This window comes from Ralstonia mojiangensis (assembly GCF_023955645.1).
GTDB classification, from domain to species: Bacteria; Pseudomonadota; Gammaproteobacteria; order Burkholderiales; family Burkholderiaceae; genus Ralstonia; species Ralstonia mojiangensis.
Window position 1 is genome coordinate 907,481 of record NZ_JAMXHU010000002.1, and the last position, 26,046, is coordinate 933,526.

The window sequence follows — 26,046 nt, forward strand, 5'->3', positions numbered from 1 at the left end:
TTCTTCCGCCTGTTCCCATGTCTTCCGGTCTCGCCCACGGGCTCAATGCTGCCCAATCCGAAGGTGTGCATTACCTCGATGGCCCGTGCCTGGTGCTGGCCGGGGCGGGCTCAGGCAAGACGCGCGTGATCACGCAGAAGATCGCGCACCTGATCCTCGACAAGGGCTTCGAACCGAAGCACATCGCTGCCGTCACGTTTACCAACAAGGCGGCCAAGGAAATGCAGGAACGCGTGGCCAAGTTGATGGACGGCAAGACGCGCGAAGACGGCAAGCGCATTCCCATCAAGCAGTTGACGGTGTGTACGTTCCACTCGCTCGGTGTGCAGATTCTGCGGGCCGAAGCCGAGCACGTGGGCCTCAAGCCGCGTTTCTCGATCATGGATTCGGATGATTGCTTCGGCATGATCCAGGAGCAATTGGCCACCACCGACAAGCAGTTGATCCGCCGCGTGCAGAGCACGATCTCGCTGTGGAAGAACGGTCTCGTCGACCCGGATACCGCGATTGCCGAGGCGCTCGCCAACAACAACGTCGATGACCACCAGGCGTCGCTCGTCTACCGCAATTACGTTGCGACGCTGCACGCGTATCAGGCGGTGGACTTTGACGACCTGATCCGCATTCCCGCCGAGCTATTCGCCCGCAATGAAGAGGTGCGCCTGAAGTGGCAGAACCGCCTGCGCTACTTCCTCGTCGATGAATACCAGGACACCAACGCCTGCCAGTACCAGCTGCTGAAGCTGCTCGCGGGCGGTTCGCACTTGCGTGCGCCGGCCTTTACGGCGGTGGGCGACGACGACCAGGCCATCTACGGCTGGCGCGGCGCCACGCTCGACAACCTCAAGCTGCTGCAGACGGATTTCCCGAACCTGAAGGTCATCAAGCTGGAGCAGAACTACCGCTCCACGGTGCGCATTCTGAATGCCGCCAACGCGGTCATCGCGCAGAACCCGAAGCTGTTCGAGAAGACGCTGTGGAGCGAGCACGGCATGGGCGACGCGATCAACGTGACCAGCGCCAATGACGAAGAGCACGAAGCCGAGAGCGTGGTCTTCAAACTCTCGGCCCACAAGTTCGAGCGTCGCGCGCAGTTTCGGGATTACGCGATCCTGTATCGCGGCAACTTCCAGGCGCGCCTCTTTGAGCAGATCCTGCGCCGAGAGCGCATTCCGTATGTGCTCTCGGGTGGGCAGAGCTTCTTCGACAAGGCCGAGATCAAGGACTTGTGCGCCTATCTGCGGCTGATTGCCAATGCGGATGATGATCCTGCGTTCATCCGCGCCATCACCACGCCCAAGCGCGGGGTCGGCAACGCGACGCTCGAAGTGCTGGGTTCGTTCGCGGGACAGGCCAAGGTGTCGCTGTTCGAGGCGGCGATGATGGGCGGCATCGAGGCGCAGCTCGCGCCGCGCCAGCTCGAGCCGCTGCGGGTGTTTTGCGAGTTCATCGTGCGGCTGTCGGACCGGGCCGCCAAGGAGCCCGCCGCCACGCTGCTCGACGAGATGATGGAAGGCATCCATTACGAGGCCTACCTGTACGACACCTACGACGAGCGCCAGGCGCAGAACAAGTGGACCAACGTGCTGGAGTTCCTCGACTGGCTCAAGCGCAAGGGCACCAAGCCCGAGAAGGACGATGACGAAGAGGCCACCGGTTTCGATAACGCCGATGGCCTGATGGACACTGGCAAGAACCTGCTGGAACTCACGCAGACCATCGCGCTGATCAGCATGCTCGAAGGCAAGGAAGAAGACCCGGATGCGGTGCGCCTGTCCACGCTGCATGCGAGCAAGGGGTTGGAGTATCCGCACGTGTTCCTGGTGGGCGTGGAGGAAGGCATCCTCCCGCATTGCCGCGAAGACGACGACCTGACCGACGAGAAGATCGAAGAAGAGCGGCGGCTGATGTATGTGGGCATTACGCGGGCACAGCGCAGCCTGCATATCAGCTGGTGCAAGAAGCGCAAGCGTGCGCGCGAGACGGTGGTGTGTGAGCCGTCGCGCTATATCGCCGAGATGAAGCTTGGCGAAGATGCGGGGCCGACGCCGGAGGACACCATGCCGGCCATGTCGCCGAAGGATCGGTTGGGCGCTTTGAAGGGGTTGTTGGCGGCTAAGAAGCCGGTGGTTTCCTGAATCTTTTTGTTTGTGGTCCATCCTTGTTTCGTTCCCTGCCGGGACCGACTTACTTTTCTTTGTCTTGCCAAAGAAAAGTAAGCAAAAGAAAGGCGCGCCCGAGATGGCGAAAGATTCCTTGAATTTGCGTAACCGGGCGGAGGTGGGGAAAACTCGCTTCGCTCAGACAGTTCCCCACCTTTTTTCCGCCCGCTTACGAAAATTCAAGGCGCCATCAAGGGCTCAAACGTCAAAAGAGAAAGGCCAACCCATCGCGCGGTTGGCCTTTGTCGTTTGGGCTGGCGCTGAGATGGTTTGGCCTTTGACTTTCCTGCCCTAGATGGCGCCTTGAATTTCTGTTGCAGGGAGGAAAAAGGAAGGGAAACTGTCTGAGCGCAGCGAGTTTTTCTCTTCCCCTCTCTGCGACATAAATTCAAGGAATCTTTCGCCATCTCGGGCGCGCATTTCTTTGCTTACTTTCTTTGGGCAAGACCAAAGAAAGTGAGTCGGCCCCGGCAGGGGATGAAACAAGGGATGCACCAACAACCCAAACCCCGAAAAAAAAGCCCTTCGCGGAACTGCACTGTTGTGCCGTTGCGCCAGCCCGCGTGCAGCCGGCAACGCTTTGGACCAAGCTTCGACCGACGTTGACACACATCAACGCGGCGCCCACATCCCGGTTTTAGGATGAACCATCGCCCCCACTAGAACCACCCCATGTTTCCGTTCGCCAAGCCGGCCGACCCTCCGTCCGCCGCCAACGACACCGCCTTCCGCTGGTCGGCGCCGCAGGTGCGCGCGCTCGCGCAGCGTTTTGATACGCACGGCCCGCGCTACACGTCGTACCCGACGGCAGACCGCTTTCACAACAAATTCAGTAACGCCGATTACCTCGACGCCTTGCACCGCCGGGCTGCGATTGCACCCGCGCTGCATGCGCCGCTGTCGCTGTACATGCACCTGCCGTTCTGCGCGAACCTTTGCTACTACTGCGGCTGCAACAAGGTCATCACAAAGGATCGCTCGCGCAGCGCACGCTACGTTGAAACCCTCGCCCGCGAGATGGCGATGGTGGCCAATCAGATTGGCCCGCTGCGCCGCGTGACGCAGTTGCATTGGGGTGGCGGAACGCCCACGTTCCTTGCGCACGACGAAATGCGCGCCGTGATGGCCGCCACGCGTGAGCATTTCGATCTGGCCAACGATGGCGAGATCTCTGTCGAACTTGACCCACGCCACGCCGACGACGCCACGCTCGAAGTACTGGCCGAGATCGGCTTCAATCGCGCAAGCCTCGGCATTCAAGACTTTGACCCCGACGTCCAGCGCGCGGTCCACCGCATCCAGAGCGTGGAAGAGACGCGCCGCGTGGTCGACACTGCGCGCCGGCTGGGCTTCGAGTCGATCAGCTTCGACCTGATCTACGGCTTGCCGTATCAGCGTACGGAAACCTTCAACGCTACGCTGGATCGCGTGCTGGAGATGGCGCCTGATCGGCTGTCCGTCTATAGCTATGCACACCTGCCGCACCTGTTCAAGGCGCAGCGCCGCATCGACATGCTCACGCTGCCGACCGCAGACCAAAAGCTCGACTTGCTGGCGATGACGGTGGAGCGTCTCGTTGCCGAGGGCTATGTCTACATTGGCATGGACCACTTCGCGCGGCCCGACGATGCACTCGCCATCGCGCAGCGTGAAGGGCGGCTGCAGCGCAATTTCCAGGGCTATTCCACGCACGCCGATTGCGACATGCTGGCCTTTGGCGTGTCCGCCATCAGCCGCGTGGGCGATGTGTATGCGCAGAACGAGAAGGATCTCGACGCGTACTACGCACGCGTCGACGCCGGCGAACTTGCCGTGCTGCGCGGCATGTCACTCACGCCAGATGACCACGTGCGCCGCGCGCTGATTGGCGAGTTGATGTGCGGATTCGAATTGAACATGCGCGCATTCGGTGCGCGCCACGGGCTGGACTTCAAGCGCAGCTTTGCGGACGAGCTGCGGGCGCTGGCGCCGCTGGAGGAAGCCGGGCTGGTCAGGGTGGGGGACGAGCGTATCGTGATCACGCCGCAAGGACGGCTGCTCGTGCGCCGCATCGCCATGGTGTTCGATTCGCACCTGCGCGAGGCAGGCACGGAGCGCGCGGTGGAAGCCGAGGGCAAGCCCGTCACCTTCGTCCCGCGCTACTCCAAAGTGGTTTGATCCGCTTACTGACCCGAAGTCACGTCAGACCGTTGCCGGTTCGGGCTGCTGCGCAGCGGTTTGCGTCTGCGCACTGACCAGCGTCTGCGGCCAGATTTCCGCCAGGCGCAGCAGGTTGGTCGAACCGGCCTGGCCGAACGGCATGCCCGCCGTGATGGCGATCTGGTCGCCCGACACGGCAAAGCCTTCACGCGCGGCGGCACGGCACGCCGCATCCACCATCTCGTCGACGTTGCTCACATCGGGGCTGACCGTGCTGTGCACGCCCCACGTGATCGCCAGACGGCGCGCCGTATCCAGGCGCGGCGTGATGCTCACGATGGGCGCCAGCGGCCGCTCGCGTGCGGCGCGCAGGCTGGTCTTGCCGCTGGACGTGTAGGTGACGGTGGCCACCGCGCCCAGGATGTGCGTCACGTCGCGCAGGGCCGCGCAGATGGCGTCCTGGCGGGTGGGCAGCGGCGGTTGATGCTGCGCGTCGATCAGGTTGCGGTACAGCGGGTCGCGCTCGGTCTCGGCAATGATGCGGTTCATGATGCTGACCGCCGCCACCGGATGCTTGCCGCTGGCCGACTCGGCCGACAGCATCACGGCATCGGTGCCGTCGTACACGGCGCTGGCCACATCGGAGGCTTCTGCGCGCGTTGGCACCGGCGCTTCGATCATCGATTCCAGCATCTGCGTGGCCACGACCACCGGCTTGCCGTGGTGGCGCGCCATGCGCAGGATGCGCTTCTGTACGCCGGGCACGCGCTCGGGCGGCAGCTCCACGCCCAAATCGCCACGCGCCACCATCAGCGCATCGGACGCCTGCACGATGTCTTCCAGATGCAGCAGCGCTGCGGGCTTCTCGATCTTGGAGAGCAGGCCGGCGCGGTCGCCGATGATCTCGCGCGCGGCGATCACGTCTTCGGCACGCTGCACGAATGACAGCGCGATCCAATCGACGCCCAGCGACAGGGCGAAGTCCAGGTCGCGCAGGTCTTTCTCGGTGAGCGCCGGAATGGGAATCACCGCATCCGGCACGTTCACGCCCTTGCGGTCAGACAGCGGGCCGCCATCGACCACGCGCGTGACGATGGCTGTCGGATCGGCCGCTTCCACCGCCAGACGGATCTTGCCGTCATCGAGCAACAGCGATTGCCCTGGCGCGGCAGCCGCGTACAGCTCCGGGTGCGGCAGGTGCACGCGGGTGGCATCACCCGGCGTCGGATCGCGGTCGAGCACAAAGCGATCGCCGTTCTTGAGCACGACGCGGCCGTCGGCGAACGTGCCGATGCGCAGCTTCGGGCCCTGCATGTCAGCGAGGATGCCGATGGGGCGGCCGGTCTCGGCCTCCACCGCGCGCACGGTGTCGTAGCGCTTGCGGTGGTCTTCGTGCGAGCCGTGGCTGAAGTTCAGGCGAAAGACGTCCGCGCCGGCGTCGAAGAGGGCGCGGATGGTGTCTTTGTCGCTGCTGGCGGGGCCGAGGGTGGCGAGGATTTTGGTGTTGCGGAAGCGGCGCATGTTGGTGTTTCCGGTGGGGTTGTTTATTTGGGCCTTGGTGGTCCACTCCCTTTCACCCCCTGCCGGGGGCGACTCACTTTCTTTGTCTTGCCAAAGAAAGTAAGCAAAGAAAGGCGCGCCCAAGATGGCGACCCCTTCCTTGAATTTGTGTAACCGGGCGGAGACGGGGAAAACTCGCTGCGCTCAAACAGTTCCCCGTCTTTGTTCCGCCCGCTTACACAAATTCAAGGCGCCATCTAGGGCAGGAACGTCAACGGCCGAACCGTTGGTGTGCGGGCCCTAGTGGCTCTTGTTTGTTGCTGTGTTGCTCGCTTTGCTTTGCGTTGTGCTGCTGGTTCCTGCTGCACTTGTGATCGATGGTTTGGCCGTTGACGTTCCTGCCCTAGATGGCGCCTTGAATTTCTGTTGCAGAGAGGAAAAAGGAAGGGAAACTGTCTGAGCGAAGCGAGTTTTTCCCTTCCCCTCTCTGCGACATAAATTCAAGGGGAAGTCGCCATCTCGGGCGCGCCTTTCTTTTGCTTACTTTTCTTTGGCAAGACAAAGAAAAGTGAGTCAGCCCCGGCAGGGGATGAAACAAGGGATGAACCACAAACATCAATCAATCCATTCCCCCAATCCAACATCAGCCAGTAATCAAAACCGCCCGAAAATCATTCACATTAGTCCGCGTAGGCCCAGTCACAATCAAATCGCCAAGCGCATCAAAAAACCCATACCCATCGTTGTTGTCGAGCAATTGCTTAGCCCGCAACCCAAGCGCTTCAGCACGCGCCAGACTATCCGGCGTCAAGATCGCACCAGCGTTGTCTTCAGACCCATCAATGCCATCGGTATCGCAAGCAATCGCATGCACACCCGGCAGGCCATCCAACGCCACGCCCAGCGCCAGCAGGAACTCGGCATTGCGCCCGCCGCGCCCATTACCGCGCACGGTCACCGTAGTTTCACCACCCGACAGAATCACGCACGGCTTGGTGAACGGCTGGTTGCGCGCCACGATCTGCCGCACGATGCCGGCGTGCACTTCGGCCACATCGCGCGCTTCGCCTTCAATGCTGTCCGACAGGATGTGTGCCTCGTAACCGAGCGCGCGCGCCTGCGCGGCAGCAGCTTCCAGCGCGTGCTGGGCCGTCGCGATGACGTGGCTGCGATGGCCTTCGAAACGTGCATCGCCGGGTTTGGGTGTTTCGCCTGCGCCGGTTTCCAGATGACGGCGCACGGCTTCGGGCACGTCGATGCCGTATTTGTCGATCACGGCCAGCGCATCCGCGCAGGTGGTGGCGTCGGGCAGCGTCGGGCCGCTGGCGATGAGCGTCGGGTCGTCGCCGGGAATATCGGAGATCAGCAGCGTCTCGACGCGCGCCGGTGCGCACGCCAGTGCCAGGCGCCCGCCCTTGATCGACGACAGGTGCTTGCGCACGCAGTTCATCTCGCCGATGCTCGCTCCGCTTTTGAGCAGCGCGCGGTTGACGGACTGCTTGTCGGCCAGCGTCAGGCCTTCGGCCGGTGCGGCCAGGAGGGCCGAGCCACCGCCCGAGATCAGGCACAGGACGAGGTCGTCTTTCGTCAAACCTTCGAGCAAGCCGACCATGCGTTGCGCGGCGCGTTGGCCCGCCGCATCTGGCACGGGATGCGAGGCTTCAACCACTTCAATGCGACCTTGCGTGCCGGGCGCGCGGCCATGTTCGTAACGCGTGACGACCAGGCCGGACAGCTCGCCCTTCCAGTGCTGCTCCACTGCCTCGGCCATCGCGGCTGCACCTTTGCCTGCGCCGATGACGATGGTGCGGCCACGCGGCGGTTCGGGCAGAAATGCCGGCAAGCATTGCGCAGCGCTGACCGCAGCCACCGCAGTATCAAACAGGCCGTGCAGCAACGCGCGCGGCGACGGATTGGGCAAGGCAGCGCGCAGGGCGGCCTGGGCAGACTGGTCGTGGTGCATGGCAGGAAGCGGGGAGACAGCAAAAAGAACTGCCGCCGCCCGAAGGCTGCGACAGTGCACACAACTTAGGCAATATCGTGATTCGACATGATCTCGATCGCGCGGCACAGCGCCGAATGATCTTGCTTGCCCATGCCGTTGGCAGCGCAGGTGTTGAACAGTTCCTGCGCGGTGGCCGTGTTCGGCAGAGCCACGCCCAGCGTCTTGGCGCCCTGCAGAGCCAGGTTCAAGTCCTTCTGGTGCAGCTCAATGCGGAAGCCCGGGTCGAACGTACGCTTGACCATGCGCTCGCCGTGCACTTCGAGAATGCGCGAGGCCGCGAAGCCGCCCATCAGCGCCTGACGCACCTTCGCGGGGTCTGCACCTGCCTTCGATGCGAACAGCAGCGCTTCCGACACGGCCTGGATGTTCAGCGCCACGATGATCTGGTTGGCCACCTTGGTGGTCTGGCCGTCACCGTTGCCGCCGACCAGCGTGATGTTCTTGCCCATCAAATTGAACAGCGGAGCAACGCGGTCGAACGCAGCCTGCTCACCGCCCACCATGATCGTCAGCGATGCAGCCTTCGCGCCCACTTCGCCACCCGACACCGGAGCGTCCAGGTATTGCGCGCCGGTCTTGTTGATGCGCGATGCGAAGTCCTTCGTCGCAATCGGCGAGATCGAGCTCATGTCGACCACGATCTTGCCGGCAGCAGCATCCTTGCCTGCGTCCTTCAGCGCCTTGGCCACGCCCTTCTCGCTGAACAGCACGGCTTCAACGTGCGGGGTGTCCGGCACCATGATGAAGATGATGTCGGCGCGCTTGGCGACTTCCTCTGCGCTCGTGCAGACCGTCACGCCGGCTTCCACCAGTGCGGCCGGGGCCGGGTTGACGTCGTGCACGAACAGCGTATGGCCGGCGGCGCGCAGGTGGCCTGCCATGGGGGCGCCCATGATGCCGAGGCCGATGAAACCGAGGTTGAGATTGGTGGTTGCCATGGTGAGGGATCTCCTTGGTTTGAATGTTGGTGGTTTGCTTGTTTGAACCTTGGTGGTTCATCTCGCTTTCACCCCCTGCCGGGGGCGACTCACTTTCTTTGTCTAGCCAAAGAAAGTAAGCAAAGAAAGGCGCGCCCAAGATGGCGACCCCTTCCTTGAATTTGTGTAACCGGGCGGAGACGGGGAAAACTCGCTGCGCTCAGACAGTTCCCCGTCTTTGTTCCGCCCGCTTACACAAATTCAAGGCGCCATCTAGGGCAGGGGTACGGCCACACAATCTGTGTGCTGTCCTAGAGGCTCTTGTTTGTTGCTGTTGCTGTTGCTGTTGCTGCTCGCTTTGCTTCGCGTTGTGCTGCTGGTTCCTGCTGCAGTCGTGCTCCGATTGTTTGGCCCTTGGAGCCCTAGATGGCGCCTTGAATTTCTGTTGCAGGGAGGAAAAAGGAAGGGAAACTGTCTGAGCGAAGCGAGTTTTTCCCTTCCCCTCCCTGCGACATAAATTCAAGGAGTCTTTCGCCATCTCGGGCGCGCCTTTCTTTGCTTACTTTCTTTGGCAAGACAAAGAAAGTGAGTCAGCCCCGGCAGGGGATGAAACAAGGGATGCACCACCGGAGCAAAACCAAACCGAAACAAAAATCTCAAGCAACGTTGTGCGCAGCGCGCCAGCCCAAGCCTTCCACAGTCCCAGCCTTAGGCTTGTACTCACACCCAATCCACCCGGTGTAACCAATCTCATCGAGCCACTTGAACAAGAACTGATAGTTGATCTCGCCAGTCCCCGGTTCATTGCGCCCGGGGTTGTCCGCCAACTGCACATGCTTGATCTTGTCCAGATGGCGCTTCAGCGTGCTAGCCACTTCGCCTTCCATCCGTTGCATGTGATAGATGTCGTACTGCACATACAGGTTGGACGCATCCACGTCGTTGATCAGATCCAGCGCCTGCTGCGTGCGGTTCAGGTAAAAACCGGGAATATCGAACGTGTTGATCGGCTCGATCAGCAGATCGATCTTCTCGGCCTTCAGCGCCTTCGCCGCAAACTTCAGGTTCTCCACCAGCGTCTTGCGTGCGACGTCTTCGCTTACGCTCTCGGGGCGAATGCCCACCAGGCAATTGAGCTGTTTCACGCCGAGCACCTTGGCGTACTTGATGGCTTCGCCCACGCCGTCCTGAAACTCGCTCACGCGGTCCGGGAGGATGGCGATACCGCGCTCGCCGCCGTCCCAGTTGCCGGCCGGCAGGTTGTGCAGGACGAGGTCGAGCTGGAAGCGGTTCAGGCGATCGGCAATCTGGTCTGCGTGGAACGCGTAGGGGAACAAAAATTCCACGCCGCGGAAGCCCGCACGTGCAGCGGCTTCGAAGCGGTCAAGGAAGGCCTGCTCGTTGAAGAGCATGGTCAGGTTGGCTGCCAGCTTTGTCATGGTTTCTCCTTTTATCGGACGGTGAGGGAACAGCGCGCCGTCTTTATGCGGTGACGCCTTCGGCTTCCGTGAGGGTGTCTTCCAGGTCGAGCACGTCTTCAAACTCGACCACGTTGTCGATCTCCGTGCCCATGGCGATGTTCGTCACGCGCTCGAGAATCACTTCCACCATCACCGGCACCGAGAACTCGGCCATCAGCAGGCGGGCCTGCGCGAAGGCGGGTTCGATGTCTTCGGGCTTGAACACGCGGATCGCCTTGCAACCCAAACCTTCCACCACCTTCACGTGGTCGACGCCGTAGCCGTTCAGCTCAGGGGCGTTGACGTTGTCGAAGGCGAGCTGGACGCAGTAGTCCATGTCGAAGTTGCGCTGCGCCTGGCGGATCAGGCCCAGGTACGAGTTGTTCACCACCACGTGGATGTACGGCACCTTGAACTGCGCGGCCACCGCCATCTCTTCGATCATGAACTGGAAGTCGTAGTCACCCGAGATGGCCACCACGTCGCTGTTGGGCGAGGCCACCTTCACGCCGATGGCGGCGGGAATCGTCCAGCCCAGCGGGCCTGCCTGGCCGCAGTTGATCCAGTGGCGCGGCTGATTGACCGACAGGAACTGCGCAGCAGCGATCTGCGACAGGCCAATGGTCGACACATAGCGAACGTCGCGCGGGAAGTACTGGTTCATCTCGCGGTACACGCGCTGCGGCTTGATGGGCACGTTGTCGAAGTCGGAGCGACGCAGCATCGTGCGCTTGCGCTTCTGCACGTCGGCGTTCCAGCTCTTGCGGCACGGCAGCTTGCCGGCGGCCTTCAGCTCGCGGGCCACTTCAATAAACTTCTCCAGCGCAGCCTTGGCGTCCGACACGATGCCAAGGTCCGGGCCGAACACGCGGCCGATCTGCGTCGGTTCGATATCGACGTGAATGAACTTGCGGCCCTTGGTGTAGACGTCGACGCTGCCCGTGTGGCGGTTGGCCCAGCGGTTGCCGATGCCGAACACGAAGTCCGAAGCCAGCAGCGTGGCGTTGCCGTAGCGGTGCGACGTTTGCAGGCCGACCATGCCAGCGTTGAGCGGGTGGTCATCGGCGAGCACGCCCCAGCCCATCAGGGTCGGAACCACGGGCACGTTCACCAGCTCGGCAAACTCGACCATCAGCTTGGCCGCATCGGCGTTGATCACGCCGCCGCCGCACACCAGCAGCGGGCGCTCGGCCTGGCACAGCATTTCGATGGCGCGCTCGGCTTGGGCACGCGTGGCCGCGGGCTTGTAGACCGGCAGCGGGCTGTACGTATCGGGATCGAATTCAATCTCGGCGACTTGCACGTCGAACGGCAGGTCGATCAGCACCGGGCCCGGGCGGCCCGAGCGCATCAGGTGGAAGGCTTGCTGGAACACGCGCGGCACCAAGGCCGGCTCGCGCACGGTGACGGCCCACTTCGTGACCGGCTTGGCGATCGACTCGATGTCGACGGCCTGGAAATCTTCCTTGTACAGGCGGGCGCGGGGTGCCTGGCCGGTGATGCAGAGGATGGGAATCGAGTCTGCCCAGGCCGAGTACAGGCCGGTAATCATGTCGGTGCCTGCAGGGCCCGACGTGCCGATGCACACGCCGATGTTGCCGGGTTCGGCACGGGTATAGCCTTCGGCCATGTGCGAGGCGCCTTCAACGTGGCGGGCCAGCACGTGGTCAATGTTGCCGGCCTTACGCAGCGCCGAATACAACGGGTTGATGGCGGCACCAGGCACGCCGAAGGCGGTGGTGATGCCTTCTTTTTCCATCACCGCAACTGCGGCATCAATCGCTCTCATCTTCGGCATGGGGTGTCTCCAGGAGGGGGAAGGTGGGAATCAGTTGGAGCTGATCCTATTCCCGCATGCCGATATGGATAAACGCAGCTTTCGTCAGTTGATTGCTAACTCTAAATACCGAATGGTCTTGCGTGCTGCACCAATCCCAGGGCAATCAATATGCCGAAGAACCTTGCATTGAAGCCATTTTCAACGGGTTTTGTGCGGCGCAAAAAAACGGAGAAACGCGCTCGCATCGATCACATCGTTGTTCACCATTTTTGCCATTCGTCACAGGTGATATGCGTCAGAAAGCTGCAATCCAGGTACGGAATGCTCACTAAAATTGTCAGACATTGCGAACTGGAATGATGGAATGGACAAGCTCAAGCAGATCGAAGCGTTCATCGCCGTGGTGGAACACGGCAGCATGGCGGCCGCCGCGCTCACGCAAGACGTGACGCCCGTCATGATCGGCCGCCGCATCAACGCGCTGGAAGCCCGCCTGGGCGTCAAGCTGCTGCACCGGTCAACCCGCCGCATTGCAGTGACGGAGCAGGGCGCGGTGTTCATGGAGCAGTGCAAGAAGGCGCTGGGCGAGCTGGACCGCGCGGAGCTGCTCGTTGCCGAAGGCCGCCACAAGGCGACTGGGCACCTGATCGTCTCGGCGCCGGCAGCGTTCGGCCGCAAGCACGTCGCGCCGCATGCGCCGGACTTTCTGCGTGCCAACCCCGACGTGCGCATCTCGTTCAACCTGACCGACCGCGTGGTCGACCTCGTGCGCGAAGGCTACGACGTGGGCATCCGCATTGGCGGTGCGATTGATCCGAACTTCGTCGCGATCCGCCTGGCGTCGAACAAGCGCGTGGTGTGCGGCACGCCCGCGTACTTCGCCAAGCATGGTGTGCCCCGCACGCTGGATGATCTCGCGCGCCACAACTGCCTCGCCTTCAACCTGCAGGGCGGGCAGCAGCGCGGCTGGTATTTCCAGCAGAACGGCAAGGCCGTCACCGTGAAGGTGAACGGCAACCTCGATTGCAACGATGGTGAACTGCTGCACCGCTGGATGGGCGAAGGCCTCGGCCTGGGCTGGCGCTCAACGTGGGAGATCCAGCCCGAGCTGGAATCCGGTGCGCTGATGACGGTGCTGGACGACTACGCGCTGCCCGACTACGACATCCTCGCCGTGTACCCGCAGCAGCGGCCGGTGCCGGCGAAGATCCGGTTCTTTATCGAACACCTGAAGACGGTGTATGGGCAGGCGGGGTATTGGTCGCGAACGAGTTGAGCGTGCGGAAATGGATGACGGTTCCTAAACTTGTCATCAGGCGCATCGCGGGTGGCGCGCTCAATGCCGGAGACTGAAGATGCTACACAGAACTGCAGTTGTCGGCGCTCTCATGCTCAGCACGTCCGCTCTGGCGTGCGATCTGACCGGGCTTGAGCACCCGCTGGTGTTCTCGCCCGGCGAGTCTGCGCTGCCGACCACCGAAATCCTGAAACTGGCGGAATGGGATTCGCAGCTCAAAGAAGATTTTCGCAGCGGCGGCAAGTACCGGGTGCGCCTGCGGGAGGCGTCCGAGCCTGCTCCTGACCCAGAGCTGGCTGTGCTGCGCCTCAGAAGCATCCAGGCCGTGCTGGACGCTGTCGGAATCGAGGGCGACAAAGTCGAGTCGTCCGAAGCCGATACGCATCTACGTGCCGTGGAACGCGAGGGTGTCGCCCCCAAAATGCCGACAGCCGCCTACGTAGTGTTCCAACCGGACTGCCAGAACCCGTGTTGCCCGGGCGCCGCGCCCGCCGCTCCGCTCGCTCCCCAGCGATAAGCGCTAGGTAATCGCCACACGCCCCTGCGTCAAATCCCGCAACGTGACCCGCGCGGCCGCTTCGTCCGTCACCGGCAATCGCACAGTGAGTGTGACGCCCGCATCGTAGACGGCATCCAGCAGCGCATACCCGCCATCATCGATCCAGCGGCGGATGCGTGCCTCGTCGGCGTAATCGGTAGCGAGCGTGAGCGTGGTGCTGGCGATGCGCTCCACGCGTTCGGCCTGCATAAGCGCGGTAGCAATGGCATCCGTGTAGGCACGCACAAGACCGCCTGCGCCGAGCTTCACACCGCCGAAGTAACGCACCACGGCGCCCAGCGTGCCGTCCAGATCGTGATGGCGCAGCACTTCGAGGATGGGGCGGCCTGCCGTGCCGGAAGGCTCGCCATCGTCGGACATGCCGGACTGGCCGCCCGCCAGGAGCGCCCAGCAGACGTGCGTGGCAGACGGGTGTTCGGCGCGCAGGCGTGCAATGACGCCCATGGCGGCGGCCCGGTCTTCCACCGGCATTGCCAACCCGATAAAGCGGCTTTTCTTGATTTCCAGCTCGGCAGAAACCGGCGCGCGCAGCGTGTACGTCGGCACGCGCGGTCAGGCGAGGAGGGCGGCTACGAGATCTGTCGCCCGGCCGCCCGGCGATTCGAACTTGAGCGACGCCTCGGTGTGCGCCATATGCTCTTCCATCAGCGCGATGGCGCCTTCCACGTCACCGCGCTTGGCCGCCTCCAGAAAAGCGGTGTGCTCGTCGGACGAACGCACGGCGTCGTATGTGGACTGGTACATCATCGTGATCACCGAGCTGCGTGCGGAAAGCTCGTAGAGCATTTCCTTGAGCACGCTGTTCCCGACCACGTCGGCCATCAGGAGGTGAAAGTCGGCCATCAGGCGGTTGCGGCGCGGGACGTCAGACAAATCGCCGCTTGCCGCCACCTTGTGTTCCTCGGCCAGGTGCTTCTCCAGCCGCTTGTAATCGGCCGGCGTCGCTTTGGCGATGAACTCGCGCACCAAGGCGACTTCCAGCACGCGGCGCACAGCAAACACCTCGCGCGCTTCGGTCTCGTCCGGCTTTGCCACGAACGCACCGCGATCCGGCTCCATGCGGATCAGCTTGTCCTTGGCCAGCATCAGCAGCGCTGCGCGAATCTTTGTGCGGCTGACGTGGTAGACCCGCGCCAGCGCCTCTTCGCGCAGCTTGGTGCCCGGCGGCAGCCGATGCGCGACGATCGCCTGCGCGATGTCGTCGGCAATGCCTTCGGAGGAGATGTCGGCGGCGGCGGTGGTTTCGGTCATGGCGCCGATTTTACCGCCGTCCGACAACAGCGCGGCTTCAGGCATGCGGCAGCGTATGTGCTGCCGGTGCCGCCACACCAAGGCCGTGCGGAATCGCTTCGCCTTCTTCTGTGATGTCGATCTTGCCGTCGAGCACCGCATTGGCGCGCACGCGGTCGATGTCCTTTTCCCACGCCGCGATGACGACGGTGGCGACGCAGTTGCCGATCAGGTTGCCCAGTGCACGGGCAATCCCGATGAACCAGTCGACGGAGAGCACCAGCACCAGGCCGATCGCCGGAATGGCCGGAATGACCGACAGCGTGGCCGCCAGAATCACGATGGCCGAACCAGGAATGCCGTGTGCACCCTTGGAGGTGACGAGCGCCACGCCCAGGATCAGCAGCAAGTCCTGGAAGGCCAGCGGCGTGTTGGTCGCCTGTGCAATGAACACGGCGGCCAGCGTCAGGTAGATCGAAAACGCATCGAGGTTGAACGAGTAGCCGGTCGGGATGACCAGGCCGACCACCGAGCGCTTGATGCCCATCTTCTCCAGCTTGTTCATGATGGACGGCAGCACCGCGTCGGACGACGCCGTGCCCAGCACCACCAGCAGTTCAGCGCGCAGGAAGCGGATCAGCTTGAAGATGTTGAAGCCCGCCATGCGCAAGATGGTGCCGAGCACGACGAACACAAACAGCGCCACTGCCGCATAGAACAGCAGCACCAGAAAGCCGAGCTGCTTGAGCGAGCCCGCGCCGTACTTGCCAACGGTAAAGGCTACCGCGCCCAGCACGCCCAGCGGTGCCAGACGGATGATCACGGCCATCATGCGGAACAGCACATGCGAGAGCTGATCGATCAGGTTGACCAGCGGCTTGGTCCGCTCACCGAGCAGCGACAGCGAGCAGCCGAACAGGATCGACACCAGCAGCACCTGCAGGATGTCACCCTTCACGAAGCCGCTGACGAACGTATCGGGAATCAGCTTGAGGAAGAAGGCTGCAACGCCGGTCGATTCCACCTGTTTGGCGGTCGTCATGTACGACGCCATGGCTGCCGGATCGAGCGTCTTCGGGTCCACATTCATACCGTGGCCCGGGCCGAACAGATAGGCCAGCGCAATGCCCAGTGCCAGCGCAATCGTCGTGACGATCTCAAAGTAGATGACGGCCTTGCCGCCTACGCGCCCAACCTTCTTCAGCTCGCCGGCACCGCAGATCCCCACCACCACCACGGAGAACACGATCGGCGCGATCAGCATCTTGATCAGCTTCAGAAAGCCATCGCCGAGCGGCTGCAGTTTCTGCGCAAACTCCGGCGCCCAGATGCCCAGCGCGATGCCCACCGCCAGGGCAATCAAAACCTGCCCGAACAACGGGCGCGTAAAGCGTTGCATGGTGAATCCTCCTTTGGATTACTGATGTCTCAAGCCGCGCCCAATCGTCTAATTCAGTTGGTTGCGATTGTCGTCACGGCCTTGTTTCGCTCGCTGCGTCGCAACAAATTGTCGCGATGAATTGTTGAGCGTTGACGGCATCATAGGCCATCCAATTTTTGTATGCAATTTTTGAATTCACATGCTAGGATCGGTTCATGCAGTCCCGCGAAGCCTTGTGTTTCCGCCATCTACGCTGCACTTCCGGCGTTCCCATCGCCACAGTTTCGAGTGTTCTTACTCGCCGTTTTTGTTCGATGGGGCGGCCGTATAACATCCAGAGACAAATACCAAGGAGTTCCACATGGCGATGCCCACGCTCGATCCGAACGCGCCGGATTTCACGCGCCGATATCCGAACCTGGCGGACCCCCGCCTTGGCGCAGAGGCCACGTTCGCGACCGACGAATTCTTCGCACCGAAAGATCGCATGCTCAATCCCGAGCCGGCGGTCTTCATTCCGGGCAAGTACGACGACCACGGCAAGTGGATGGATGGCTGGGAAACGCGCCGTCGCCGCAACGGTGGCTATGACCATTGCATCGTCCGCCTAGCCCGCCCGGGGGTCGTGAAAGGTGTGGATATCGACACCAGCCACTTCACCGGTAACTTCCCGCCGGCCGCTTCCATTGAAGCCGCTTATCTGCCGGATGGCGAACCGACCGAAGCCACGCAGTGGACTGAAATCGTTCCGTCGACCACGCTGCAAGGCAACAGCCACGCCTATGTGGCCGTGACGAGCACGCAAGCATTCACCCACCTGCGCGTGAACATCTTCCCGGATGGTGGCATCGCGCGGCTGCGCGTGTACGGCCAGCCGCAAGTCGACTGGAAGGGCGCAGACCGCACCAAGCTGTTCGACCTGGCCGCCATGGAAAACGGCGCCTATGTGGTCGAAGCCAACAACGAACACTTCGGGCCGGCCTCGCGCATGCTGATGCCGGGCCGTGGCGTGAACATGGGCGACGGCTGGGAAACGCGCCGCCGCCGCGAACCGGGCAACGACTGGTGCGTGATCGCCCTGGCCAACCCGGGCCGCATCCGCAAGATCGAAGTCGACACCGCGCACTTCAAAGGCAACTTCGCTGACCGCGTTTCCATCCAGGCCGCACGCGTGGTGGGTGGCACTGACAGCTCGCTGAAGACGCAGGCGATGTTCTGGCAGACGCTGCTGCCCGAGCAGAAGCTGCAGATGGATCTGCAGCACTACTACGAAGCGGAAATCGCCGACCTCGGCATCGTGACGCACGTGCGCTTCAACATGTTCCCGGATGGCGGTGTGTCGCGTCTGCGCTTGTGGGGGGTGCTCGAATGAGCCAAGAGACCGCTGCACGCGTTGCGCTGACCATCGAGCCGCTCACGCGCGAAGCCTTCGCGCCGTTCGGCGATGTGATCGAGCTGGAAGGGGCCAAGCAATTCCCCATCAACCAGGGCACGACCATCCGCTTTCATGACCTCGCCAACGTGGATGTGGGCGAGGGCGGCCGCGCGCTGATCAGCCTGTTCCGTGGTCAGCCGCGCACGCTGCCGTTCGAGGTCAAGATGCTGGAGCGCCATCCGCGTGGCAGTCAGGCCTTCATCCCGCAGAACGACAAGCCGTATCTGGTGGTCGTGGCGCCGGCCGGCGAGCTGGACCCGTCCAAGTTGCGCGCGTTCGTCTCGCGCGGCTGGCAAGGCGTGAACTACGCGCGCGGCGTGTGGCATCACCCGCTGCTGGCCCTGGGCGAGGTGAGCGATTTCCTTGTCGTCGACCGCGGTGGCGAAGGCCACAACTGCGACGAGCAAGATCTGGCCGAATCGGTGTGGTTGACCGCCGAGGCCATGCAGGCCGCGCTGTAAGCCTCGCTTCATCGGCATCAATACTGAGCCCCCGCACAACGGGGGCTCAGTCACTTTCTATCTCCATCCCACTACAAGCAGGGAGACATCGACATGACCCAGGCTGAACTCGCCACCCCCGGTATCGATGCGGTCATCCGCGCATTTGTCGAAGCCGCGCACGCGCAGCAGATTGATTTCCTGCGCGAGCTGGTGAAGGTGCCGTCGGACAACCCGTCCGGCGACTGCGCCCCGCATGCCGCGCGCGCCAAGGCGCTGCTGGAAGCGCTCGGCCTGACGGTCGAGGCGCATGCCGTGCCGCAGGCGCAGGTACGCGCCGCCGGCATGGTCAGCGCCACCAACCTGATCGTGCGTCACACGTTCGGCAGTGGCGGCCCCACGGTCGCCATGAATGCACACGGCGACGTTGTTCCGCCGGGCCTGGGCTGGACGCACGACCCGTACGGTGGCGAGATCGTCGAGACCGAACACGGCCCGACCATGTTTGGCCGCGGCGTGGCGGTGTCCAAGTCAGACTTTGCAACCTACACGTGGGCGCTGCTCGCGCTGATCGAAGCAGAAAAGCGTGGCGCAAAGCTCAACGGCACGGTCGAACTGCACTTCACATACGACGAAGAAACCGGCGGTGACATCGGCCCGAAGTGGCTGCTCGATCAAGGCCTGAGCAAGCCCGATTACGCGATCTCGGCGGGTTTTGCGTATGGCATCACCTCGGCGCACAACGGCTGCCTGCACGTGCAGGTGACGGTGCGCGGCAAGCAGGCACACGCCGCCATGCCGCACACGGGCATCGACGCCATCGAAGCGGCCACGCACATCCTGCAAGCCGTGTATGCCTATCGCGCAGAACTCGCCACGCGCAAATCCGCCGTGCCGGGCATTGATCACGCGACGCTCAACGTCGGGTTGATCCAGGGTGGGATCAACACCAACGTGGTGCCCGACCTGGTGACGTTCCGCGTTGACCGCCGGATGATTCCTGAAGAAACCGGCCGCGATGCAGAAGGCGAACTGCGCGCGGTGATCGAGCGCGCGGCTGCAGAACGGCCGGGGATCGAGGTTTCAGTCGAACGCATTCTGTTGGCGCAGCCGCTTGCCGAACTGCCGGGCGTGGACGCGCTGATTGGCGCGCTACGGCGGAATGCCTTGGCCGTGTTTGGCGGGGATGTGCCGGTGCACGGCGTGCCGCTGTATACCGATGCACGGCATTACACGGCGCATGGCGTGCCGACGGTTCTGTATGGCGCGGGCCCGCGTACGTTGATGGAAGCGCGTGGGCACAACACGGATGAGAACCTGCGGTTGAATGATTTGCGGGGGGCGACTGTGGTGGTGGGGTGTGCTGTGGGGGAGTTGTTGGGCAGTTGATTGATATTGCAGGATGGATTTTTTTAGAGGAATTTTGAGGTTTGTGGTGCACCCCTTGTTTCATCCCCTGCCGGGGCTGACTCACTTTCTTTGGTCTTGCCCAAAGAAAGTAAGCAAAGAAATGCGCGCCCGAGATGGCGACCCCCTCCTTGAATTTATGTCGCAGTGAGGGAAGGGAGGCAAACTCGCTTCGCTCAGACAGGCCTCCCTTCTTTTTCCTCCCTGCAACAGAAATTCAAGGCGCCATCTAGGGCAGGAAAGTCAAAGGCCAAACCATCGCAGCGCAGGCCCAAACGACAAAGGCCAACCTCACGATGGGTTGGCCTTTTTCCTTTGACGTTGAGCCCTTGATGGCGCCTTGAATTTTTGTGAGCGGGCGGAAAAAAGAGGGAGGCCTGTCTGAGCGCAGCGAGTTTGCCTCCCTCTCCGCACGGTCACACAAATTCAAGGGGAAGTCGCCATCTCGGGCGCGCCTTTCTTTTGCTTACTTTTCTTTGGCAAGACAAAGAAAAGTGAGTCGGTCCCGGCAGGGAACGAAAGGGGGGTGGACCACCAACTCAAAAACGAATCCCCCCAACACCAACAACGAAAACCACCCCCAACCCCCACCCCTTAAGATTGCAACCCACCCCATCAAGCCAACACAAAAGCCCAAAAAACCATGCAGATCTACCACAACCCCCGCTGCTCCAAATCCCGCACCGCGCTCGAACAAGCCCAATCCTTCACGGCAAAAAACGGCGAACAACTCGAGGTCATCGAATACCTGACCACGCCCCCCACGCTGGCTGACCTCAAACAGCTCGCAGCGCAACTCGACACACCACTGCGCAGCCTCGTCCGTGAAAACGAAGACGAATACGCGCAACTCAATCTGGCCGATGCATCTGACGACGCGCTGCTCAAAGCCATCGCAGCCCACCCGAAGCTGCTGCAGCGCCCAGTGCTGGTGCGCGACGGCCGCGCCATCATCGGCCGCACGCCCGAAGCGCTCGATGCATTCCTGAAGTAATTCACCACGCCCCACAAAGTTGAACGGCCTGCCGATTTCCATCGGACAGGCCGTTCAGGGGTGGCCGTATCTCGCTCTGCGCGAGGGCCGGGGCTGCGTCCGTCAAGACGCGCAAGGGCACCGGTTCATTCCAGGCCCATCCATCGGGCCATTTCTGACCCGAAACCAACGGCCAGCAGGGCGGCAAGCACCACTGCCAGCGCCGCCGCGGTCGAGACCATGGCGACTTTCATGACTTCTGCGTCGTGGTGCGCGCTGCTGTGCGTGTGATGCAAGTGCTGCGGATGCTGCGCACGCATGCTCAACGGAACCGCCTTCGCAGAGGATTTGCGATGCCAATGCAAGCGCTCCGTCATCGCTCGCAAATGTTGCGTGTCAAACGCGTCACGGGAAAATCGCATCGCGGTACCTCCCCGTTGTTGGCTGATAGCCGACGCCGGCACGCACCGGCGTCGGGGGCACGTGCGGCCCGAAAACGATACGGCAAGCAAATGGCGTATGCGAGTGGCTTTGCTTGTCGGCGCCGGGTGGCGCAGTCGTCTGGTCGCATCGCACAAGCCCAGCGTAGACGGGGGTTTGGGGCGCCGCAAGTTGCGTTGCGGCATGGTGCGCGCATCACGCGGGCAAGAGGCAAACCGCGTGCGCGTCTTGGCGAAATGCGTGACGTGCCCGGCGCTCAATCCTGAGCAGATTGCTGGGACACTTGTGCCGCAGCGCGCTCGGCTTCGCGTTTGCGCAACTCGGCGAGCATGTTGCAGAAGAGGGCGCCTTGCTCTTTCGCGTCATCCAGCGCGATATGCGTGTGCGGCAAGGGGTCGTGCCAGTGCTCGGGAAAAGCCGCTTTGACGTTGCGCCGATACGGCATGCCAGTCAGCGCAAAGGCCAGCGTCTTGATGTCGAGCGCCGCCCAGCCAAACGGCGAGCGCCGGGCAAAACGCATCATGTACCAGAACATGAACGTGAAATCGAAGCCCGCCGGAAACGCCACGAACACCGGCTTGCCGGGCAGGCTCTCGACCCACTCCACGTAACGCGGCAGGGCTACCTCGGGCGCTTCGAGGTTGGCGCGGCATGCGGCCCACGCCTCGGGCTGCGTCTTCCACCATTGCATCTGGATCGGATGGCCTTCTGCGCCGGGCAGCGTTTCCAGGTTCGCTTCAAACGTGCCGACGAGCGTCTTGTCGGCCAGGTACGCCGCGCTGGCGAAGCTCAGCATCGAGTGCGGGCCAGGGACGGGGCCGTCGGCCTCGATGTCAGTGCTGACGTAGATTTCGGGCCGCGTGTCGGGCGGCTGGTTGCCGCGCTTGCGGCGAGGCTTGTCGGCCGGCGCAGCAGGTGCGGTGTCGGCGAAGGGGTCGTCGCTTTCGTTGGCGCCGTCCTTGGGGCTGGTGTTGGTGGTGCCGCTCATGTTGAGCCTTCGTTGGCAAACAGGCGATCAGCGACGTACGGATTGCTGGCACGCTCATCGCCAAAGGTCGAAACAGGCCCATGGCCCGGCACAAACGTAACGTCGTCGCCGAGCGGCCAAAGCTTGGTGCGGATCGCGTTGATCAGGTCCGCATGGTTGCCGCGCGGGAAGTCCGTGCGGCCGATCGACCCCGCGAACAGCACATCGCCGACGATGGCCACGCGGTCTTCCGGGCTGAAGAACACCACGTGGCCAGGTGTGTGGCCGGGGCAGTGGAACACCTGCAGCGTGCGGCCGGCGGCTTCCACGGTGTCGCCGTCTTCCAGCCAACGGTCGGGCACGAACGCCTTGGCGGGCGGGAAACCAAAGCGCTGGCTCTGCATGGGCAGTTGATCGATCCAGAACGCCTCATCTTTCTGCGGCCCCTCGATGGGCACGCCAAGCTGCGTGCGCAGGGCATCGGCGGCGGCGCAATGGTCGACGTGGCCATGCGTGAGCAGGATTTTTTCGATGCGCGCGCCGTGCTGCTCGGCGGCGGCCAGGATGCGCTCGATATCGCCGCCCGGGTCGGTGACGGCGGCAGCGCCGTCGTCGCCAATCAGCAGCGTGCAGTTCTGTTCAAACGGCGTAACGGGGACGACAACGACTTTCATGTGATCTTGGGTGCGCATTTGCACTTGGCAGGGATAACCCGATTGTATCGGGCCGAGCCCGCGCCAGCACTGGGCTCGCGGGGAGCGCTGTTACATCGGAAAGAAAATATTACAAAATTGGTGCGAGATGACAGCATGATGTGATCGTTTTAATAGGAAATGTAAATAATCGATCGAAGCATGCATGTTAGACTCGCGCCCATGCTTAAGTTGACCCACCTCAATTCCAGCCGTTCGGCCGGCCGCACGCTGCGTGTCTGGTTGACGCATGGCACCGCGCTGCTGGTGCTGGCGGGCTGTGCCGCTGTTCCTGGCGAGCCGCCCGCGGGTGGGCAATCCGGCCTGCAGGCCAGCAAGCCGACCGCGCCCGCGCTGAAGGTGGCCGACCCGCGCGACAACCCCGATGCATGGGGCACGCTGTCGTTCCGGGGCGCGCCGGATTCGAGCAGCCTCAAGCTCGACGAGAACACCGATACGACCCCCGGCCTGCGCGCCGACCTCGGCACGTTTGAACAGCGCGGCCTGGCCTCGTGGTACGGCCGCGGCTTCCACGGCCGCCGCACCGCCAGCGGCGAGCGCTTCAATATGAATGCCTTCACGGTGGCGCATCCGTCGCTGCCGCTGCAGAGCTGGGTGCTGGTGCGCAACCTCGCCAACGACCGCGTGGTCGTGGCCAAGGTGACGGATCGCGGCCCGTACTACGGCAAGCGCATCCTCGACATGTCGTATGCCGCTGCCAAGCGACTCGACTTCGTCAAGCGCGGTTCGACGCAGGTGGAAATCCGCCGCCTGTCGCGCGCTGAAGTCGAAGCGCTGCGCCCTGAGCTGACGCAAACCGATGTCGCCAGCAACGAGGGCGATGCCGATGTGGGCGGTGATGAACCCGCACCGGTCAAGAAGAAGGCGATCAAGCGTCGCGCCAAGCGCCGCTGATCCGCTGATCCGGCCGCCTTCCTGCCTCAGTCTTTCCCTTCGTTTTTCAGCGCCAGCGCGCTCTGATACAGCGTGTCGACCGACGCGCCTGCAATCGCGCCGGCCAGCTTGGCTGCGCGCTTGGCGGGCAGTTCGGCCAACAGCAGACGCAAGACCTGATCCGCCGCCATCGCGGTCGGTGCCGCGTCTTGTGCGCCTGCGCCTTCCACCACCAACACGAATTCGCCCTTGCCGTGCGTGGCATCGGCGGCGAGCCACGCGGGTGCCTGCGCGGCGGGCAACACGACGATCTGCTCGAACAGCTTGGTCAACTCGCGGCCGATCAGAATGCGTCGCGCGGGCAGGTGCTCGGCCAACGCGGCGAGTGTGGCCTCAATGCGATGCGGCGCCTCGTACAGAACCCATGCCGGCCCGTGCGCCGCCCATTGGCGGATCGCCGCCTCGCGTTGCCCGGCCTTTGGCGGCAGGAAGCCGACAAAGGTGAACTGCCCTTCCGACGTGTCGAGCAATTCGCCCGCAGCGGAAAGCGCCGTCACCACGGCGCTGGCGCCAGGAAGCGGAATCACGCGCTGGCCCGCCGCGCGCACCGCCTCGACAATGCGCGAGCCCGGGTCCGACACACCGGGTGTGCCGGCATCGGACACATAGGCGATGCGCTCGCCCTGCGCCAAGCGCGCGACGATGCGTGCAGCGGCTTCTCGCTCGTTGTGCTGGTGCGCCGCGAGCATCGGTCGAGACAGGCCCAGCCGATTGAGCAGTTGCCCGGTGTTGCGCGTGTCTTCGCAGGCCACTGCGTCGACGAGGCCCAGCACGTAACGCGCCCGCAGCGACACGTCGGCAGCGTTCCCGATGGGGGTGGCCACCACATATAATGCGCCGGCGGGATAGTGCTGGTCATGGGCCAGCAGGGTCCAGTCAGGATCACTCACGAGAACTTCTCTCCGTCACTTGGTTCAAACCGCCAATGCACGCGCCGCAGCCCCTCCCTTCGCAGCCCATCACAGCCGCCACCGGTGAAGCCGGTGAAGACCGTGCGCTGCGCTACTTGCAGGCGCGCGGGCTGGCGGTGGTCAGCCGCAATTATCGCTGCAAGGGCGGCGAGATCGATCTGGTGATGCGCGATGCGGCCGGCGCCCTGGTGTTCGTCGAGGTACGTGCCCGCGTGGCGCGTTCCACGCAGCGCTTTGGCGGGGCGGCCGCGAGTGTCACGCCCGCCAAGCAGCGTCGCCTGATTGCCGCGGCCGAAGATTTTCTCGCGCGGCAGGCTGAAGAGGTGCCCGCCTGCCGTTTTGACGTGATCGCCATCGACGGCGCGCGCATCGAATGGATGCGCGATGCCTTCGGTGCCGACGCCTAAACCTCGCATGAACCTCGCTCTTCTTTCTTCCGGACTTCATTCAAGGACAGCATGAAACTCTCGTCGCCTACGTTTGCCCGCTTCCGTCACACGGTCAAGCGCACCGCCGTGCTGGCCGCTTTGGCCGGCATTACTGCAACGCAGTTGACCGCCTGCTTCCCGCTGTTTGCCGGCGCCGTGGCCGGCGGCGTGGCGCTCGCCACCGACCGCCGCCCGACCGCCACCCAGACCATCGACCGCGGCCTGCAGATGGAAGCCGAAAACACGCTGATCTCGCGCTACGACGGCCGCGCCCACGTGAACGTGACGGTCTACAACCGCAAGGTCCTGCTGACTGGCGAAGCCGGCACCGAGCAGACCAAGCAGGAGATCGGCCAATACGCGCAGAAGCTGCAGAATGCACGCGAGGTCGTCAACGAGATCGTGGTGACGCCGGTGTCGAGCACGTTCGGCTCGCGCACCAACGATACGTACATCACCACCAAGGTGAAGAGCGTACTGGCCGGCACGGAAGGCGTGCCCTGGAACTCCATCAAGGTGACGACCGAAGCGCAGACCGTCTTCCTGATGGGCGTGGTGACCGAGGCCGAAGGCAACAAGGCCACCGAAGCCGTGCGCACGGTGGGCGGCGTGAACAAGGTCGTGAAGGTGTTCGACTACGTGAGCGAAGACGAGCGCAAGCGCCTGGACGCCAACGCCACGTCGACCAACGCGTCGACGGCACCTGATGCGTCGCAAGGCACGCCGGCGCCGGTGCAGGGTACGCCGACGGCCACGCAGGCCCCGGCACCCGTCACATCGGCCTCGCCGGGCGTGACGGTGTCGCCGACCAACTCGCCGGCGCTGCCGCCGGGCAAGCAATTGCCGTAAGCCACGTCCGCAACATCGATTCGCAAGGAACGCAGCCACCGCGCTGCGTTTTTTGTTGGCTGCACGCATCACAGGGCACACGGCTGGCCGTGCGTGTTAGCGTATGACGCTTCCGCGAC

22 protein-coding genes and 1 pseudogene are annotated in these 26,046 nt (G+C 63.2%); 11 read left to right on the forward strand and 12 right to left on the reverse strand.

What is annotated here, in order from left to right:
- Positions 1-17: 17 nt before the first annotated feature.
- Together NG898_RS11005 and hemN are read left to right on the forward strand one after the other, a co-directional pair.
- Positions 18-2,138 (forward strand): UvrD-helicase domain-containing protein, encoded by a 2,121-nt coding sequence (locus NG898_RS11005; RefSeq protein WP_252692324.1) that lies wholly within the window; start codon positions 18-20, stop codon positions 2,136-2,138.
- A gap of 696 nt (positions 2,139-2,834) precedes the next feature.
- Positions 2,835-4,319 carry an oxygen-independent coproporphyrinogen III oxidase gene (hemN, locus tag NG898_RS11010; protein WP_252692325.1) on the forward strand — a complete coding sequence of 495 codons (1,485 nt, stop codon included), beginning with the start codon at positions 2,835-2,837 and terminating at the stop codon, positions 4,317-4,319.
- Between the two features lie 24 nt (positions 4,320-4,343).
- On the opposite strand, the gene pyk is transcribed toward hemN, so the two are convergent.
- The 5 genes and pseudogenes from pyk to gcl form a co-directional block, all read right to left on the reverse strand.
- Complete coding sequence (gene pyk, locus NG898_RS11015; protein WP_252692326.1) at positions 4,344-5,822, reverse strand: pyruvate kinase; 1,479 nt, start codon at positions 5,820-5,822, stop codon at positions 4,344-4,346.
- A 622-nt stretch (positions 5,823-6,444) separates the two neighbouring features.
- Entirely contained in the window at positions 6,445-7,764 is a 1,320-nt protein-coding gene (locus NG898_RS11020) for a glycerate kinase type-2 family protein (protein ID WP_252692327.1), read from the reverse strand.
- A gap of 65 nt (positions 7,765-7,829) precedes the next feature.
- Positions 7,830-8,747 (reverse strand): annotated as a pseudogene (gene glxR / locus NG898_RS11025) (2-hydroxy-3-oxopropionate reductase); the annotation flags it as partial.
- A gap of 632 nt (positions 8,748-9,379) precedes the next feature.
- The gene (gene hyi / locus NG898_RS11030; RefSeq protein ID WP_252692329.1) at positions 9,380-10,162 is read right to left on the reverse strand and encodes a hydroxypyruvate isomerase; all 783 of its coding nucleotides are present in this window, start codon (positions 10,160-10,162) and stop codon (positions 9,380-9,382) included.
- Between the two features lie 43 nt (positions 10,163-10,205).
- Entirely contained in the window at positions 10,206-11,981 is a 1,776-nt protein-coding gene (gene gcl, locus NG898_RS11035; protein ID WP_252692330.1) for a glyoxylate carboligase, read from the reverse strand.
- Positions 11,982-12,327: 346 nt separating this feature from the next.
- On the opposite strand from gcl, the gene NG898_RS11040 reads away from it, so the two are divergent.
- Both NG898_RS11040 and NG898_RS11045 read left to right on the forward strand, forming a co-directional pair.
- Entirely contained in the window at positions 12,328-13,239 is a 912-nt protein-coding gene (locus tag NG898_RS11040) for a LysR family transcriptional regulator (protein ID WP_252692331.1), read from the forward strand.
- A 112-nt stretch (positions 13,240-13,351) separates the two neighbouring features.
- On the forward strand, positions 13,352-13,777 hold the full coding sequence (locus tag NG898_RS11045) for a hypothetical protein (RefSeq protein WP_252692332.1): 426 nt from the start codon (positions 13,352-13,354) through the stop codon (positions 13,775-13,777).
- A gap of 3 nt (positions 13,778-13,780) precedes the next feature.
- On the opposite strand, the gene NG898_RS11050 is transcribed toward NG898_RS11045, so the two are convergent.
- The 3 genes from NG898_RS11050 to NG898_RS11060 are packed head-to-tail and all read right to left on the reverse strand — an operon-like array spanning position 13,781 to position 16,448.
- On the reverse strand, positions 13,781-14,365 hold the full coding sequence (locus NG898_RS11050) for an IMPACT family protein (protein ID WP_252692333.1): 585 nt from the start codon (positions 14,363-14,365) through the stop codon (positions 13,781-13,783).
- A gap of 6 nt (positions 14,366-14,371) precedes the next feature.
- Positions 14,372-15,070 carry a GntR family transcriptional regulator gene (locus tag NG898_RS11055; RefSeq protein ID WP_092976784.1) on the reverse strand — a complete coding sequence of 233 codons (699 nt, stop codon included), beginning with the start codon at positions 15,068-15,070 and terminating at the stop codon, positions 14,372-14,374.
- Between the two features lie 37 nt (positions 15,071-15,107).
- Positions 15,108-16,448, reverse strand: coding sequence for a C4-dicarboxylate transporter DctA (locus NG898_RS11060; RefSeq protein ID WP_092976719.1), 1,341 nt, complete (start codon positions 16,446-16,448; stop codon positions 15,108-15,110).
- Between the two features lie 343 nt (positions 16,449-16,791).
- Here NG898_RS11060 and alc point away from each other — a divergent pair, with 343 nt between their 5' ends.
- The 4 genes from alc (at position 16,792) to arsC (ending at position 20,706) form a co-directional block, all read left to right on the forward strand.
- Complete coding sequence (gene alc / locus NG898_RS11065; protein ID WP_024977279.1) at positions 16,792-17,802, forward strand: allantoicase; 1,011 nt, start codon at positions 16,792-16,794, stop codon at positions 17,800-17,802.
- The gene (locus tag NG898_RS11070; protein WP_009239600.1) at positions 17,799-18,326 is read left to right on the forward strand and encodes an ureidoglycolate lyase; all 528 of its coding nucleotides are present in this window, start codon (positions 17,799-17,801) and stop codon (positions 18,324-18,326) included. The genes alc and NG898_RS11070 overlap by 4 nt, the downstream gene beginning before the upstream one ends.
- 93 nt (positions 18,327-18,419) lie before the next feature.
- Positions 18,420-19,694: a M20/M25/M40 family metallo-hydrolase gene (locus tag NG898_RS11075; protein ID WP_252692334.1), complete on the forward strand. Its 1,275-nt coding sequence runs from the start codon at positions 18,420-18,422 to the stop codon at positions 19,692-19,694.
- 661 nt (positions 19,695-20,355) lie between these two features.
- Positions 20,356-20,706, forward strand: a complete 351-nt coding sequence (gene arsC, locus NG898_RS11080) for an arsenate reductase (glutaredoxin) (protein WP_252692335.1) — start codon at positions 20,356-20,358, stop codon at positions 20,704-20,706.
- A gap of 125 nt (positions 20,707-20,831) precedes the next feature.
- Here arsC and NG898_RS26180 read toward each other — a convergent pair whose 3' ends face one another.
- The 3 genes from NG898_RS26180 to NG898_RS11090 form a co-directional block, all read right to left on the reverse strand.
- Positions 20,832-21,107: a hypothetical protein gene (locus NG898_RS26180; RefSeq protein WP_315862495.1), complete on the reverse strand. Its 276-nt coding sequence runs from the start codon at positions 21,105-21,107 to the stop codon at positions 20,832-20,834.
- A 275-nt stretch (positions 21,108-21,382) separates the two neighbouring features.
- Positions 21,383-22,114, reverse strand: coding sequence for a 3'-5' exonuclease family protein (locus tag NG898_RS11085; protein ID WP_252692336.1), 732 nt, complete (start codon positions 22,112-22,114; stop codon positions 21,383-21,385).
- Positions 22,111-22,767: an MBL fold metallo-hydrolase gene (locus NG898_RS11090; RefSeq protein WP_252692337.1), complete on the reverse strand. Its 657-nt coding sequence runs from the start codon at positions 22,765-22,767 to the stop codon at positions 22,111-22,113. The genes NG898_RS11085 and NG898_RS11090 overlap by 4 nt, the downstream gene beginning before the upstream one ends.
- 201 nt (positions 22,768-22,968) lie before the next feature.
- Here NG898_RS11090 and NG898_RS11095 point away from each other — a divergent pair, with 201 nt between their 5' ends.
- Positions 22,969-23,700 carry a septal ring lytic transglycosylase RlpA family protein gene (locus tag NG898_RS11095; RefSeq protein ID WP_252692338.1) on the forward strand — a complete coding sequence of 244 codons (732 nt, stop codon included), beginning with the start codon at positions 22,969-22,971 and terminating at the stop codon, positions 23,698-23,700.
- A 26-nt stretch (positions 23,701-23,726) separates the two neighbouring features.
- Here the strand turns inward: NG898_RS11095 and rsmI are convergent, their stop codons facing one another.
- Positions 23,727-24,629: a 16S rRNA (cytidine(1402)-2'-O)-methyltransferase gene (rsmI, locus tag NG898_RS11100; RefSeq protein WP_252692339.1), complete on the reverse strand. Its 903-nt coding sequence runs from the start codon at positions 24,627-24,629 to the stop codon at positions 23,727-23,729.
- 35 nt (positions 24,630-24,664) lie between these two features.
- Between rsmI and NG898_RS11105 the strand changes: the two genes are divergently transcribed.
- Both NG898_RS11105 and NG898_RS11110 read left to right on the forward strand, forming a co-directional pair.
- A complete protein-coding gene (locus NG898_RS11105; protein ID WP_252692340.1) occupies positions 24,665-25,057 on the forward strand; it encodes a YraN family protein in 393 nt (130 codons plus the stop codon).
- A gap of 51 nt (positions 25,058-25,108) precedes the next feature.
- Positions 25,109-25,927: a BON domain-containing protein gene (locus NG898_RS11110; RefSeq protein ID WP_252692341.1), complete on the forward strand. Its 819-nt coding sequence runs from the start codon at positions 25,109-25,111 to the stop codon at positions 25,925-25,927.
- The last annotated feature ends 119 nt before the right edge of the window (positions 25,928-26,046 follow it).

Excerpts from the sequence above, each read along its gene's own strand:
- NG898_RS11005 (WP_252692324.1), top strand. The coding sequence starts at position 18 with ATGTCTTCCGGTCTCGCCCACGGGCTCAATGCTGCCCAATCCGAAGGT.
- hemN (WP_252692325.1), top strand. The coding sequence starts at position 2,835 with ATGTTTCCGTTCGCCAAGCCGGCCGACCCTCCGTCCGCCGCCAACGAC.
- pyk (WP_252692326.1), bottom strand. The coding sequence starts at position 5,822 with ATGCGCCGCTTCCGCAACACCAAAATCCTCGCCACCCTCGGCCCCGCC.
- NG898_RS11020 (WP_252692327.1), bottom strand. The coding sequence starts at position 7,764 with ATGCACCACGACCAGTCTGCCCAGGCCGCCCTGCGCGCTGCCTTGCCC.
- hyi (WP_252692329.1), bottom strand. The coding sequence starts at position 10,162 with ATGACAAAGCTGGCAGCCAACCTGACCATGCTCTTCAACGAGCAGGCC.
- gcl (WP_252692330.1), bottom strand. The coding sequence starts at position 11,981 with ATGCCGAAGATGAGAGCGATTGATGCCGCAGTTGCGGTGATGGAAAAA.
- NG898_RS11040 (WP_252692331.1), top strand. The coding sequence starts at position 12,328 with ATGGACAAGCTCAAGCAGATCGAAGCGTTCATCGCCGTGGTGGAACAC.
- NG898_RS11045 (WP_252692332.1), top strand. The coding sequence starts at position 13,352 with ATGCTCAGCACGTCCGCTCTGGCGTGCGATCTGACCGGGCTTGAGCAC.
- NG898_RS11055 (WP_092976784.1), bottom strand. The coding sequence starts at position 15,070 with ATGACCGAAACCACCGCCGCCGCCGACATCTCCTCCGAAGGCATTGCC.
- NG898_RS11060 (WP_092976719.1), bottom strand. The coding sequence starts at position 16,448 with ATGCAACGCTTTACGCGCCCGTTGTTCGGGCAGGTTTTGATTGCCCTG.
- alc (WP_024977279.1), top strand. The coding sequence starts at position 16,792 with ATGGCGATGCCCACGCTCGATCCGAACGCGCCGGATTTCACGCGCCGA.
- NG898_RS11070 (WP_009239600.1), top strand. The coding sequence starts at position 17,799 with ATGAGCCAAGAGACCGCTGCACGCGTTGCGCTGACCATCGAGCCGCTC.
- NG898_RS11075 (WP_252692334.1), top strand. The coding sequence starts at position 18,420 with ATGACCCAGGCTGAACTCGCCACCCCCGGTATCGATGCGGTCATCCGC.
- arsC (WP_252692335.1), top strand. The coding sequence starts at position 20,356 with ATGCAGATCTACCACAACCCCCGCTGCTCCAAATCCCGCACCGCGCTC.
- NG898_RS26180 (WP_315862495.1), bottom strand. The coding sequence starts at position 21,107 with ATGCGATTTTCCCGTGACGCGTTTGACACGCAACATTTGCGAGCGATG.
- NG898_RS11085 (WP_252692336.1), bottom strand. The coding sequence starts at position 22,114 with ATGAGCGGCACCACCAACACCAGCCCCAAGGACGGCGCCAACGAAAGC.
- NG898_RS11090 (WP_252692337.1), bottom strand. The coding sequence starts at position 22,767 with ATGAAAGTCGTTGTCGTCCCCGTTACGCCGTTTGAACAGAACTGCACG.
- NG898_RS11095 (WP_252692338.1), top strand. The coding sequence starts at position 22,969 with ATGCTTAAGTTGACCCACCTCAATTCCAGCCGTTCGGCCGGCCGCACG.
- NG898_RS11105 (WP_252692340.1), top strand. The coding sequence starts at position 24,665 with ATGCACGCGCCGCAGCCCCTCCCTTCGCAGCCCATCACAGCCGCCACC.
- NG898_RS11110 (WP_252692341.1), top strand. The coding sequence starts at position 25,109 with ATGAAACTCTCGTCGCCTACGTTTGCCCGCTTCCGTCACACGGTCAAG.